The organism is Alcaligenes aquatilis (assembly GCF_003076515.1).
GTDB classification, from domain to species: domain Bacteria; phylum Pseudomonadota; class Gammaproteobacteria; order Burkholderiales; family Burkholderiaceae_B; genus Alcaligenes; species Alcaligenes aquatilis.
Window position 1 is genome coordinate 2,972,164 of sequence record NZ_CP022390.1, and the last position, 12,308, is coordinate 2,984,471.

Here is a 12,308-nt window from a genome sequence, read left to right on the forward strand (position 1 = left end):
CCTTTCTTGCCGGAGTATTCCCATGCTGTTCATGCTCGATAACTATGACTCGTTTACCTACAACCTGGTCCAGTATTTTGGAGAACTGGGTCAGGAGGTAGTGGTACGACGCAACGACCAAGTCACTCTTGAAGAAATTGAAGCCCTGAATCCCAGCCATCTGTGCGTCTCGCCCGGCCCCAAATCCCCTGCGGATGCGGGCCTGTCGGTTGCACTGATCCAGCACTTTGCCGGCAAGCTACCGATTCTGGGCGTCTGCCTGGGTCACCAAGCAATCGGGCATGCTTTTGGTGCCCGCATTATTCGTGCGCAGCAAATCATGCATGGGAAAGTCTCCCCGATTACCCACCATGGCACGGACGTATTTGGCAACTTGCCCTCGCCCTTTAACGTCACCCGCTACCACTCCCTGGCCATCGAGCGCAACAGCCTGCCCGATTGCCTGGAAGTCACCGCGCAAACCGAAGACGGCGAAATCATGGGCATACGTCACCGTGAATTGCCTATTTATGGCGTGCAGTTTCACCCCGAATCGGTGCTCAGCGAGCATGGCCACGCCTTACTGAAGAACTTTCTGGACCTTTAAATCATGAACACCATCACTCCTACCGAAGCACTGGTGCGCTGTATCGAACACCGGGAAATCTTCCACGACGAAATGCTGCATTTGATGCGCATGCTGATGCGCGGCGAAATGTCGCCCCAGATCTCGGCTGCCTTGCTGATGGGCCTGCGCGTAAAAAAAGAAAGCGTCGGTGAGATTTCTGCCGCCGCCCAGGTGATGCGCGAATTTGCCACCCCCGTCATTACACCGAACCCGGACGAACTGCTGGATATGTGCGGGACAGGTGGCGACGGCTCCAATACCTTCAACATCTCCACGGCTTCCATGTTTGTGGCTGCCTCCGTAGGGGTGAAAGTAGCCAAGCACGGCAACCGCAGTGCGTCTTCCTCGTCCGGCAGTGCAGACGTGCTGGAAGCCCTGGGGGTGAACCTGACTTTCTCGCCCGAGCAAGTGGCGCAAAGTATTGCCGACACCAATATCGGCTTTATGTTTGCCCCTGCTCACCACGGAGCCATGAAAAACGTGGCCGCCGTGCGCAAAGAACTGGGCGTGCGCACCATTTTCAATATTCTGGGCCCCCTGACCAACCCGGCCGGAGCAACCAACCAGCTGATGGGCGTCTTTCACCCCGACCTGGTGGGGATTCAGGTCCGCGTCATGCAACGCCTGGGCGCCAAACACGTATTGATCGTACACGGCAAGGACGGCATGGATGAAGCCTCTCTGGGTGCGGCCACCCTGGTAGGCGAACTGAAAGACGGCCAGGTGAGTGAATACGAAATTCACCCCGAAGACTTTGGTATGGCGATGACCTCCAACCGCAGCATTCGCGTCTCCAGCAAAGAGGAATCCGCCGTCATGATTATGGAAGCCCTCAATAACCAAGAGGGGACGGCTCGTGATATCGTGGGCCTCAACGCTGGTTTGGCCATCTATGCCGCCAACCACGCTGACTCCATTGAACAAGGCCTGCGCATGGCTTTTGAGGCCATTGCCAACGGTGCCGCACGCGAAAAACTCGAACAATTCCGTGCCTATACAAGGAATTTACATCCATGAACGACATTCTGGCCAAGATCCTCGACACCAAAAGAGCTGAAGTCGTCACCGCCCGCCAACTGCGTAGCGAGTCCGATCTGCTGCGCGAAGCGAAGAACCGGAACGACCTGCGCGGCTTTGCCAGCGCCATTGAAGACAAAATTGCTCAAGGCAAGCCTGCCATTATTGCGGAAGTCAAAAAGGCCTCCCCGTCCAAGGGTGTGATCCGTGCCGACTTCAACCCCACGGAAATTGCTTCCAGCTACGCCGCCCACGGCGCGGCCTGCCTGTCGGTGCTGACCGATATTCAATATTTCCAGGGTTCTTACGACCACCTGCGTCAGGCCCGCGCGGTATGCGCGCTGCCCGTACTGCGCAAAGATTTCATTATTGACCCCTACCAGATCATCCATGCCCGCGCCATGGGTGCCGACTGCATCTTGCTGATCGTCGCCGCGCTGGAGCAGGATCAACTGATGGAATACGAAGAAATGGCCCACGAACTGGGCATGGACGTACTGGTTGAAGTGCATGACCGCGCCGAGCTGGATATTGCCTTGCAAATGAAAACCAGCCTGCTGGGTATCAATAACCGTAATCTGCGCACCTTTGAAACCAGCACTCAGAATACCCTGGACCTGCTGCCCTTCATTCCTAGCGAAAAACGCGTTGTGACCGAAAGCGGTATCCACACTATTGAAGACGTGGCCCTGATGCGTGAAAACCAGGTGCAAGCCTTCCTAGTGGGTGAAGCTTTCATGCGTGAACCTGATCCGGGCGTCGCCCTGCAAAACCTGTTCTTCGGTCAACCTGCATGAGCTCCACCGCTTGCCCTCTGTGCGCCTTGAAACCCGATCAATTGTTATGGTCGGGTGCAGGGCTGCAGGTGCTGGCTGTCTCAGACAGCCCGTTTCCCGGCTATACACGGGTGATCTGGCAAGATCACGTGGCTGAAATGACAGATCTGTCTGACGCGCAGCGGCAGCACCTTATGGCGGCGGTCTATGTAGTTGAACAGACACAACGCGAGCAGTTGGGAGTCACCAAGATCAATCTGGCCCAATTCGGGAATCAGGTGCCGCATCTGCACTGGCACATCATCCCACGCTGGACGGACGACCCTTTCTTTCCGGACTCGGCCTGGTCGCCCGCCCCCGCACGCACAGAAGAACAAAAACAAGGCTGGGCTTCCCACGAAGAACGCCTGCTTGAGCAAGTCAGCCAGTATCAGCAGGCACTGTGTACTGCGCTAAAAGCACGATTCAAGCACTAAACCCGCTATTCAAGAAGTACCCGCTGGCCTATGAAAAGGCAGCGGGTATTTTTGTGCCTCCCCAAAAAAAGAGACGGCGCACAATAACTGGCAAGCACGCCGCCCATCCATAAGGCGCACTGACGCGTTATTGCACCGACAAGAGCAAGCCTGCTCTTGCGCTACTTACTCGCAAACCACATAAACTGCTTGCTTGGCATGGTCATAGCCACCTCTTTGCGCTTGAGAGCCCGGCCTTCTCGCCGTCACACACCCTCCACATCAGAACGATACGGGCAAGCCGCGTCCTGCAACCTCCTTCCGACAAGATCGCTGCTCTTGTCACTTCAAGCACAGAATTAACCTAGATCAAGCCTAGGCGACAATCGTCTGGCCCCACCAAAAACCACCATATATAGTGTCGTAAATCCTAAAAATCACTACATATAGTTTTTGGCGAAAAATATGGCTACCCAGGAAACCGCATCGCGTCCAACTGCTCAGCTGGATATCATCCGCTCCATTACTGAATATCTGGACCGCCAGGACTGGCGCGTCCAGGCCAATGCCAACCAGGGTTACTCGCTGGGCGGACTGATTCTGAACAGCTCGGGCAAGATGATTGCCAACTACTGGCTCAGCCATGTGTACCCCGAAGCCATCGGCCAGGCACACCGTCAGGCCGACCTGCATATCCACGATCTGGACATGCTCTCGGGCTACTGCGCCGGCTGGTCCTTGCGCACTTTCCTGAATGAAGGGCTCAATGGCGTACCCGGAAAAATCGAATCCGGCCCACCGCAGCATCTAAGCAGTGCAGTTGGCCAGGTCGTCAATTTTCTGGGCACCCTGCAAAACGAATGGGCTGGCGCCCAGGCTTTCAGCTCCTTTGATACCTATATGGCACCCTTCATCCGCAAGGACGACCTGAACTACAAGCAGGTGCGCCAATGCATGCAGGAGCTGATCTACAACCTGAACGTACCCTCACGCTGGGGTACGCAGACGCCCTTTACCAATCTGACCTTTGACTGGGTATGTCCGGACGACCTGCGCGAGCAAGTGCCGCAAATCGGTGGCGTAGAAATGCCGTTTTGCTACGGGGATCTGCAAGCCGAAATGGACATGATCAATCAGGCCTATATCGAAGTCATGAGCGAGGGCGATGCCCGTGGCCGTGCCTTCACCTTCCCGATCCCCACCTACAACATCACCCGGGATTTTGACTGGCACAGCCCCAATGCCGAGCGCCTGTTTGCCATGACGGCCAAATATGGCCTGCCCTACTTCCAGAACTTCATTAACTCTGAACTGGAACCCAATATGATCCGCTCCATGTGCTGCCGCCTGCAACTGGATCTGCGTGAACTACTCAAACGCGGCAATGGTTTGTTTGGCTCTGCCGAGCAGACCGGCTCCCTGGGAGTGGTCACCCTGAACTGCGCCCGCCTGGGGTATCAGTATCCAGGTGATGAAGCAGGCCTGTTTGCCCGCTTGGATGAACTGCTGGAAATGGGCCGCGACAGCCTGGAAATCAAGCGTACCGTGATTCAGCAGCATATGGACCAAGGGCTGTTTCCCTACACACGCCGCTATCTGGGCACCTTGCGTAATCACTTCTCCACACTGGGAGTGAACGGCATTAACGAGATGATCCGCAACTTTACCCAGGACAAGCAGAATCTTTGCACGCCGTGGGGACACCGCTTTGCCCTGCGTTTGCTGGATCACATTCGGGCGCGCATGGTGGAATTTCAGGAAAGTACCGGCCACCTGTACAACCTGGAAGCCACCCCTGCCGAGGGCACCACCTACCGCTTTGCCAAAGAGGACCGCGCCCGCTGGCCCGACATTCTGCAAGCAGGCACCGAGCACATGCCCTACTACACCAACTCCTCACAGTTGCCGGTAGGCTTTACCGAAGACCCCTTCGAGGCATTGGAACGACAAGACGAGTTGCAAGGCAAATACACCGGCGGCACCGTGCTGCACCTGTACATGACCGAGGCCCTGTCCAGCACCGATGCCTGCCGTAATCTGGTGCAACGAGCCTTGAACCGCTTTTCCTTACCCTACATCACCGTCACACCTACTTTTTCCATCTGCCCTAAACATGGCTATCTGTCTGGAAAACATGAGTTTTGCCCGCATTGCGACAGCGAATTGCTGGCTAACAAGATAGCTCAGGCCAGGGTCGAAACTGACGCTCAAAACGACGCGGGCGCGGAAACCTCAATGCGGTCGCAGGCAGCAACACCGACACCGACACCGACACCGACACCGACACCGACACCGACACCAATCCATTAAATCCGATCTCTTCGAACAGATCCTTTTTGCCAAGACCAGCTAAACCCAACCCACTTAGCTCAGCGAAAGCCAGATTCTTCACTTTCCTCAGCATGTATCTACACAACCCACCTCTTGGCACACACCTTGGCTAGTCACATCCGCTTAGCGTGACGGCCCTTTTTATCCAGGGAGTTACTCATGAACACCGACACCATCACTCTTGAAGATTGCGAACGCCAGCCCTGCGAAATCTGGACACGCGTCATGGGCTATCACCGCCCCATGTCATCCTTCAATATTGGCAAGCAAGGCGAATTTCATGAGCGCCGCTACTTCACCGAAGCCAGCGCCTCTGTAAGCAGCACTGGCCCCAATCTGTAAAAATCTGGTTAAGTGACATGATTTACGCCACGCGCCATCTTTACCCGGCCAAGCCTGCTCGCAAAGAGGCATTGAAAGTGGGCGGCTGCACCCCTTTCTCGGCTACGGATTACCCCGGCCAGTTAGCCGCTGTCATCTTTGTGCAAGGCTGTCCCTGGCACTGTGGCTACTGCCATAACCCTCACTTGCAAGACCGCAGGCCAAACAGTGCTATTGATTGGAACGCCTTGCTGGATTTTCTGAATCGCCGCGTCGGCCTGCTGGATGCCGTGGTCTTTAGCGGTGGCGAACCCACACTGGACCTAGCCCTGGGTTCCGCTATACGCGCAGTGCGTAGACTAGGTTTCAAAATCGGTTTACACACAGCAGGCACACATCCAGCCAGGTTGCTGGAAGTCCTGCCGTGGGTAGACTGGATAGGTCTGGATATCAAAGCCGAGTTTCAACACTACGACGCCATCACGCAACGCAGTAATAGTGCGGCGGCGCCGCTACGCAGCTTGCAGTTGCTGCTAAACGAGGATGTCCTGTTTGAATGCCGCAGCACCATTCACCCCCAGCTGCATAGTCCAGTATCGGTACTGGCTTTGGGGCAACACTTGCATGATTTGGGCGTACAGCGCTATGCCGTACAGATTTTCCGCAAGCAAGGCTGTAATGATGATTTCCTGAATGAAACTGGGCAGGCCTCTCAGGCCTACCCAGGAACAGAGGTCTTGCAAAACCTGCAGAAGCTGTTTCCGCATTTTGAAGTGCGGCGCTCTTAAGAGAGAGTTATGAAGAGGCAGGCGTACGAATCGGGCGGCGCAGCACATCCTGTAAAGCCGCTTTCCCCTGCTTAATCACCGCACGCGGATGCAGAATGTCGGGGTCCAAGGCGTCCAGAGTGTTTTTCACCATCAGGCCCAGCTCCGTATCACCTTCAATCGATAAACGTCGATTGAAGAACAAGGTATCCGGATCTTCCTGCCGCTGTAAAAGCTGATAAAACGCCCAAAGATCTGCTTTCAGAATCAGATCCGGACTCTGCGCGCGCGCAGACAAAGGGTAAAAAGCGCCCTGACGCCAGGTGTAGTCAAACGCCAAACCAGCATCCGCCACTTGTATGCGTAAAGCCCGGCCTTCCAGTCGCTCCGCAATATCAGCAGGCAAGTGCGGACGCATCAGCACGTTCAAACCCGTACAAAACAAGCGGGAGCCGGGCCAAGGGGGCAAGCGGCTTAAAACACCAGCCACCACAGCGGGCAAACGAGGAGTCGTCATTTCATTCACTCTTGCATCCTTCCCTTAAAAACGCTCGGACACCGGCGCCACCCATTCAAGACCGGGACGACCATGCCAGAAACCGTTGCAGGCTTTAGCGGGCAGTAAAGGCAGCATGTCCTCGTGGGCATCCGCCGCTTGGATACGTCCTTGCACGACATCCTTAAACAAATGCACCACCGCATCCATATGTTGAGACTGCGGACTCAAGCGCAGCATGTCCACACCCAAGTCGCGCAAATCCTGTATCTGCTCCAGCAAGGTGTACACCCAGGCAGATTGAGTCTGAATACCGTTGATCGTCAAGAATCCCTGCCCTTCACGGGTTTCCAGCAACAGGCCATCGGGATAGTCCATGCACACGTACTGGCAATTATCCTTAGGCAAGTTGCGGTTACGTGCGGCAAAGCAACGAGCCGAAAAAGCCAGAGGTAAACGCCCGAAGGCGAAGACTTCGGTTTCCAAACCAGCAGGCCTGTCTTGCTGCAGTTGTGCCAATCCCGCACGCCCCATTTCCAGGGGCATCACCCAGCGCACAGCGCCTTGAGAGGCAATCAAATCCAGCACCGGCCCGTTATAAACATTCAAAAAAGGGCCGGCGACAAAGTCCCGGCCCTGCATCAAACGTACTGCACCCATATCATTGGCTTCGACCAGATAATCGGCCTGCTCGGTGACCTTGCGTAGCGTATTCACGTCCCGCCCGGACTCCAGCAGAACCTGGCTGGACAGAACCGGCACTTTGCCGGCCTGGGCCAGCATCTGGGCAATATCCAGCCAATCATCCAGTCGTAGCTCGTGACGGCGTGAACATACGGTTTCGCCCAGATACACCACCTCTACCGGCCAATCGCAGGCCGACTCATAAAACTGCATGGTGGCAACACGGGACCAGTAGTACTGCAAGGGGCCTAAAGATAATTTCATGTTTGAGCCTCCCATGCTCTACTTCCAGGGCCGAGAATAGGCACCCAGCGTATGTTGCTGCCCTTCGGCCAATTTGTTCAAAGCCCCCATCCAGGCTGGATGAACGGAATAACGGGCTGGCGTGGATTTGGCCGAGTCAATGGCTTGACGCCAAACCTGGGTAACTTGAGCCACATAAGCCGGGCTGCGCTGTCGGCCTTCAATCTTGATTGCGCTAACACCCGCCGCCAGCAACTGTGGCAACAAGGACAAGGTATTCAGACTGGTGGGCTCTTCCAGGGCGTAATAGTTTTCGCCCGCCACATCAAAGCGCCCTTTGCATAAAGTAGGGTAAGCCGCGTTCTCGCCATCCTGATAACGGTCGATCAACACACCATTCAAACGTGATTCCAGGCCCTGATCAGTTTGTTCCCAACGCACATGCCCGGCGGGAGAACAGACTCCATGCGTATTGGGCGATTCACCGGTGGCATAGGAGGACAAGGCACAACGGCCCTCCACCATCACGCACAAGCTGCCAAAACCAAAAACTTCAACCTGAACAGGGACCTGCTCACAGACCTGTTCCACTTGGGCCATGGACAAGACACGCGGCAAGACCACACGCTGAATACCAAAGTTCTGGTGGTAATACTTGATGGCTTCCGGGTTGGTGGCTGAGCCTTGCACCGACAAGTGCAAGCGCAAATTAGGATGTGTCTGGCTGGCATACGCCATCAAACCAGGGTCTGCCATGATGACTGCATCGACCTGAGCCTGGGCAGCCCGGTCCACCGCGTCGCGCCACTGCTGCCAGGCATTGGGTTGCGGATAGGTATTAAGAGCCAGCAAAACCTTGCGGCCGCGCTGATGTGCGTAATCGATCCCTTGTGCAATCGCCTGCGCATCAAAATTAAGCCCGGCGAAATTCCGGGCATTGGTGGCATCCCGAAACCCCAAGTAAACACTATCGGCGCCGTTATCAATCGCCGCTTTCAAGGCAGGCAGGCTGCCTGCAGGACAAACCAATTCCATCTGCGGGTTATCGGACGCGGCTAAAGCCGTGGACGCAGTATTCATGACATTCCCCGATCAGCAATCTGGCCAGGGCGAATCCTGGCTCGACAAGACCACCACTATGCCTGCTCTGAAATGAAGGGGCCTTAACGCATATCAAATTCTTCCCACCTCCTGACCCTCGGCAAACAAGTCCCACTTTGCCTGCGCCATCGGCGGTCAGAATAGTCCACAATGCTTTTCAAGCCTTTCGTGCTGGAGTTTTGATGACACAGACTGAGATCACACTGGATACTCGCGGCCTGCCCGCACCCGAGCCCATGGAGCATTGCCTGGAAGCCCTGGCCGAACTGGCCCCCACCCAGGCTTTGCTCATGTGGCTGGATAGAGAGCCCTTCCCTTTATATGAAATTCTGCGGCGCAGTGGCTTCAAGTATCAAGGCACACACCAAGAAAACGGCTTTCGGCTCATCATCCGCAGGAACTAAATCTATGCAACGCGCTTTATCGCTGGATCAATCGCCCTCTTTGTCCCTGACCTTGCCCCTGTTTGCGAACGTCCCTTTTTTTGGACTGCTGGCTGCCTTGCTGGCGCTCTATAGCGGACCGGAATTGTTCAACTCCCGCTGGCACCCGGCTACCTTGGCCTTGACCCACGCCTGGACCTTGGGGATCGTGGGCAGCGCCATGTTTGCCTCTTTGACGCATATTTTGGCGGTGGCCTGTAATGTGCGTATTCAGGTATCAAGCGGTCGGGCTCTGGTTTTCTGGAGCTTGCTCAGCGTCGGCACACTGCTCCTGATGACAGGCTTCCTTAGCTGGCAAAGCTGGACATACAAGCTGGCGGGCATTTGCCTGGCTCTTGCTCTGGGAGGCTATCTGCTGACGGTCATGCTGGCCTTGTGGCACTCTCGGCGCGACGTCTTTCGCGGAGCCAAAGAGATCGTCGCCCCTATCCGACTGGCTTTGCTGGGGCTGTTGCTGACTGTCTTGACCGGACTGGCCATGCTGGTTGCGCTGGCAAGCGAACAAGCCGTCGCCAATCTACTGAACCTGCACATGATGATGGGTCTGGCCGCCTGGGCAGGCTTACTACTGCTTGCCATGTCATTCCAGTTGCTGCCCATTTTTCAAATCACCGAGCTTTACCCTGCCCCCTTGGTGCGTTGGCTACCTTGGGTTGTCAGCGCGTTGCTGATCGCGCAGTGGGCCTTGGCCTCTTTGCCTGGCTCCTGGCTACCTGTGCGTGATCTGGTCACCTACCTGATCTTCCTAAGCTACGGTTTATGGGCAGTGATCACTTGGGCGCGGCTCTGGCAACGCAAGCGTCCAACAGCAGGAGCCAGCACCTTGTTCTGGTATAGCTCCTTAAGCAGCCTGTTGATTGCTGTACTTCTGAACTTCTGGACTCACAACCCCGCCGCTTCCAACACAGAACTGGCGATAGGAGTGTTGCTTATTATGGGAGCCTTAGGTTCCGTAGTGTGTGGAATGCTCTATACCATCGTACCCTTTCTGCTTTGGCGCGAGGCACAAAAGCATGTCAGCATGGACACCGATAATACCGAGCACACACGCGCCCTCTTGCGCTTCATCCCCAAGACTGCCAACTACATCCCCGCATCCACCGCCCGAGCTCACTGGGCTTTGCATAGCCTAAGCCTGGCGCTTTGGACCGGTGCAAGCTTGGGTATCGAATCTTTCACGTGGATAGCCGCACCTGCCTTGCTACTGTCCTTTGCGATCTTGTCGTGGAATCTCTGGACAGCCTGGCAGCGCTACCGCAATAGCCTACATGCTATCCGCGCATATCAGGCAGAGCACCATATTGCCGCAAAGCCGCACTGTCCAGAATCGTAAAATTACGCCGCTGAACCCGAATCAGATCCCGGTCCATCAAATCACGCAAAGTACGTGACAAATGCTCCGGGGTTAGATTCAGGCGGGAAGCAATCACAGACTTGCCTACCTCTATCTTGAAAGGCACGCCTTCTTCGCCCGGCCACTCTTGCAAAAGATAACTGACTAAACGCTGCACACCATTTTGCAAGGTATAAGCCTCCAGCTCTCCCATCAAACGGTAAAGTCGCTCACTTAAGCCAGCCAGCATCAGACGAGCAACGTCACTGCCTTTGCCCAACTGCTCCATCAGAGTGTCGCGGTTGATATGCAATAACAGAGAATCCACTAATGTCTGGGCCGTCACAATGTAATTGCGCCCCATGAACATCAACGCCTCTCCAAATCCCTCACCTGGGCCTACCAAACGTACAACACGCTCGGCCCCCGTGGACGATACAAATACTAGTTTCACCCGACCATAGACCAGCATATGAAAGCCCAAACAAGGGTCGCCGCTGTGAAATAAAGTCGTTCCACGCAAAGCGTGCACTTCCTGAGTGCCTTTAGCGATAGGCTCCAACTGCTCTGAGGGCAACTCCTTGAATATGGGCAGATGAGCCAATTGAGCCTGTATGCGTTTCCAACGGCCAGGCCCTTCCCCCTGCGCTAGCTTGGTGTCTGATAAATCTTCATTGCTTGCCGGTGAGGCTGTGTCTTGAACCGCCATATCTTTTCCATAAACCAATAGAACCATTGCTAGACTGACACACTCCTTTCCCTCTTGTTCAGATTCGCTCGGCGCCTGATTGATACACGTCAAACGGATAAATCGAGGCATTCAGGAGAAAGTAAAAGGCTGTCAGAACGGTTAGTTCAACATGACTTAAGAACAGATCCAAGCAAGAAGCGGTCAAATTTGACCATGTTAGAGGTAAGGAATATGAGATGGCAGAATTGATTGAAACAAGCGCGTTACCCACATCTTCTTAAATGCTGAATAAGCGCAATCCACCTATCAGGCCTGACAGCTCCGAGACCAGAGGAGGATCGGTAACCGAAACGGGCTGATGGTGATGCAGGTGTGCAGAGCTATCAACAATAGACGCTCCACGCAGCTAGAGTCAGGCAAGCACCATGACGATGGAAGCAATGGCGGGTAACAGCCGTACAGCAGGAAGGAAGATCAGTAACCGAAACGGGCTGATGGTGATGCAGGTGTGCAGAGCTATCAACAACAAACACCCCACGCAGCCAGAGTTAGGCAAGCACCATGACGATAGAAGCGACGGTGGGTAAGCGAACAGAGGAAGGAAGGTAGGTTAAGAAGCGCCCGGAATGAGTTTTTACGGGTGGGATGGAGGGGTGTTGTAGAAGAAGAATGGGGAAGATCCAGCGTCCCCCCAGCCGATAGACCATCAGCTCGATCAAACCACAGGCTTTCTTGGCTCACTGGATGCCAATCCACGTAACTACCCGAGGCAAGCCGAGAAGAAGGGGCGGACAACAGCCGTACAGAAGAAGGAAGGAAGGTGAGGCTGAAGGCTCCGACCTGTATTAGCAGCACCGGATGCTACGCGGCGGAGCTACCCGAGGGGCAAGCCGAAGCAGACACGAGTAAGCCGTACAGAAGAAGAAGGGAGACAAGGTGCCCAGAACGGGCCAGGAGGAAGGAAGGGACGTCCGACCGATGATCGCAGGGATCCGGTCCTTATGCCGCCAGAACACAGCTGGGCAGCCGTGTGTACGTGTGGC

General features: G+C 55.3%; 13 protein-coding genes. 9 read left to right on the plus strand and 4 right to left on the minus strand.

Annotation, left to right across the window (positions count from 1 at the left end; all coding sequences use genetic code 11):
* Positions 1-22: 22 nt before the first annotated feature.
* The 7 genes from CA948_RS13600 (at position 23) to CA948_RS13630 (ending at position 6,295) form a co-directional block, all read left to right on the plus strand.
* A complete protein-coding gene (locus CA948_RS13600) occupies positions 23-586 on the plus strand; it encodes an anthranilate synthase component II (RefSeq protein WP_108728294.1) in 564 nt (187 codons plus the stop codon).
* Between the two features lie 3 nt (positions 587-589).
* Positions 590-1,624, plus strand: a complete 1,035-nt coding sequence (gene trpD / locus CA948_RS13605; protein WP_108728295.1) for an anthranilate phosphoribosyltransferase — start codon at positions 590-592, stop codon at positions 1,622-1,624.
* Positions 1,621-2,421, plus strand: a complete 801-nt coding sequence (gene trpC, locus CA948_RS13610) for an indole-3-glycerol phosphate synthase TrpC (RefSeq protein WP_042488673.1) — start codon at positions 1,621-1,623, stop codon at positions 2,419-2,421. Before trpD ends, trpC begins: the two co-directional genes overlap by 4 nt.
* A complete protein-coding gene (locus tag CA948_RS13615; RefSeq protein ID WP_108728296.1) occupies positions 2,418-2,876 on the plus strand; it encodes an HIT family protein in 459 nt (152 codons plus the stop codon). Before trpC ends, CA948_RS13615 begins: the two co-directional genes overlap by 4 nt.
* 444 nt (positions 2,877-3,320) lie before the next feature.
* Positions 3,321-5,165, plus strand: a complete 1,845-nt coding sequence (locus CA948_RS13620) for a ribonucleoside triphosphate reductase (protein WP_108728297.1) — start codon at positions 3,321-3,323, stop codon at positions 5,163-5,165.
* 180 nt (positions 5,166-5,345) lie between these two features.
* On the plus strand, positions 5,346-5,528 hold the full coding sequence (nrdD, locus tag CA948_RS13625; RefSeq protein ID WP_094195346.1) for an anaerobic ribonucleoside-triphosphate reductase: 183 nt from the start codon (positions 5,346-5,348) through the stop codon (positions 5,526-5,528).
* A 17-nt stretch (positions 5,529-5,545) separates the two neighbouring features.
* On the plus strand, positions 5,546-6,295 hold the full coding sequence (locus CA948_RS13630; protein WP_108728298.1) for an anaerobic ribonucleoside-triphosphate reductase activating protein: 750 nt from the start codon (positions 5,546-5,548) through the stop codon (positions 6,293-6,295).
* A 7-nt stretch (positions 6,296-6,302) separates the two neighbouring features.
* Here the strand turns inward: CA948_RS13630 and ubiT are convergent, their stop codons facing one another.
* From ubiT to ubiU, 3 genes are read right to left on the minus strand one after another with little or no spacing between them, the layout of a single operon-like run.
* Positions 6,303-6,791: a ubiquinone anaerobic biosynthesis accessory factor UbiT gene (gene ubiT, locus CA948_RS13635; RefSeq protein ID WP_238988597.1), complete on the minus strand. Its 489-nt coding sequence runs from the start codon at positions 6,789-6,791 to the stop codon at positions 6,303-6,305.
* A 24-nt stretch (positions 6,792-6,815) separates the two neighbouring features.
* Positions 6,816-7,718, minus strand: a complete 903-nt coding sequence (gene ubiV, locus CA948_RS13640; protein ID WP_094195344.1) for a ubiquinone anaerobic biosynthesis protein UbiV — start codon at positions 7,716-7,718, stop codon at positions 6,816-6,818.
* Positions 7,719-7,736: 18 nt separating this feature from the next.
* A complete protein-coding gene (ubiU, locus tag CA948_RS13645; RefSeq protein WP_108728773.1) occupies positions 7,737-8,732 on the minus strand; it encodes a ubiquinone anaerobic biosynthesis protein UbiU in 996 nt (331 codons plus the stop codon).
* Between the two features lie 248 nt (positions 8,733-8,980).
* Between ubiU and CA948_RS13650 the strand changes: the two genes are divergently transcribed.
* Together CA948_RS13650 and CA948_RS13655 are read left to right on the plus strand one after the other, a co-directional pair.
* Entirely contained in the window at positions 8,981-9,202 is a 222-nt protein-coding gene (locus tag CA948_RS13650; RefSeq protein WP_094195343.1) for a DUF2249 domain-containing protein, read from the plus strand.
* A gap of 4 nt (positions 9,203-9,206) precedes the next feature.
* A complete protein-coding gene (locus CA948_RS13655; RefSeq protein WP_108728299.1) occupies positions 9,207-10,574 on the plus strand; it encodes a hypothetical protein in 1,368 nt (455 codons plus the stop codon).
* Here CA948_RS13655 and CA948_RS13660 read toward each other — a convergent pair.
* The gene (locus CA948_RS13660) at positions 10,513-11,283 is read right to left on the minus strand and encodes a Crp/Fnr family transcriptional regulator (RefSeq protein WP_108728300.1); all 771 of its coding nucleotides are present in this window, start codon (positions 11,281-11,283) and stop codon (positions 10,513-10,515) included. The genes CA948_RS13655 and CA948_RS13660 overlap by 62 nt on opposite strands.
* Positions 11,284-12,308 lie beyond the last annotated feature (1,025 nt).

What these genes read in the sequence shown, in the direction of transcription:
- CA948_RS13600 (WP_108728294.1), top strand. Translation starts at nt 23, where the DNA reads ATGCTGTTCATGCTCGATAACTATGACTCGTTTACCTACAACCTGGTC.
- trpD (WP_108728295.1), top strand. Translation starts at nt 590, where the DNA reads ATGAACACCATCACTCCTACCGAAGCACTGGTGCGCTGTATCGAACAC.
- trpC (WP_042488673.1), top strand. Translation starts at nt 1,621, where the DNA reads ATGAACGACATTCTGGCCAAGATCCTCGACACCAAAAGAGCTGAAGTC.
- CA948_RS13615 (WP_108728296.1), top strand. Translation starts at nt 2,418, where the DNA reads ATGAGCTCCACCGCTTGCCCTCTGTGCGCCTTGAAACCCGATCAATTG.
- CA948_RS13620 (WP_108728297.1), top strand. Translation starts at nt 3,321, where the DNA reads ATGGCTACCCAGGAAACCGCATCGCGTCCAACTGCTCAGCTGGATATC.
- nrdD (WP_094195346.1), top strand. Translation starts at nt 5,346, where the DNA reads ATGAACACCGACACCATCACTCTTGAAGATTGCGAACGCCAGCCCTGC.
- CA948_RS13630 (WP_108728298.1), top strand. Translation starts at nt 5,546, where the DNA reads ATGATTTACGCCACGCGCCATCTTTACCCGGCCAAGCCTGCTCGCAAA.
- ubiT (WP_238988597.1), bottom strand. Translation starts at nt 6,791, where the DNA reads ATGACGACTCCTCGTTTGCCCGCTGTGGTGGCTGGTGTTTTAAGCCGC.
- ubiV (WP_094195344.1), bottom strand. Translation starts at nt 7,718, where the DNA reads ATGAAATTATCTTTAGGCCCCTTGCAGTACTACTGGTCCCGTGTTGCC.
- ubiU (WP_108728773.1), bottom strand. Translation starts at nt 8,732, where the DNA reads ATGGAATTGGTTTGTCCTGCAGGCAGCCTGCCTGCCTTGAAAGCGGCG.
- CA948_RS13650 (WP_094195343.1), top strand. Translation starts at nt 8,981, where the DNA reads ATGACACAGACTGAGATCACACTGGATACTCGCGGCCTGCCCGCACCC.
- CA948_RS13655 (WP_108728299.1), top strand. Translation starts at nt 9,207, where the DNA reads ATGCAACGCGCTTTATCGCTGGATCAATCGCCCTCTTTGTCCCTGACC.
- CA948_RS13660 (WP_108728300.1), bottom strand. Translation starts at nt 11,283, where the DNA reads ATGGCGGTTCAAGACACAGCCTCACCGGCAAGCAATGAAGATTTATCA.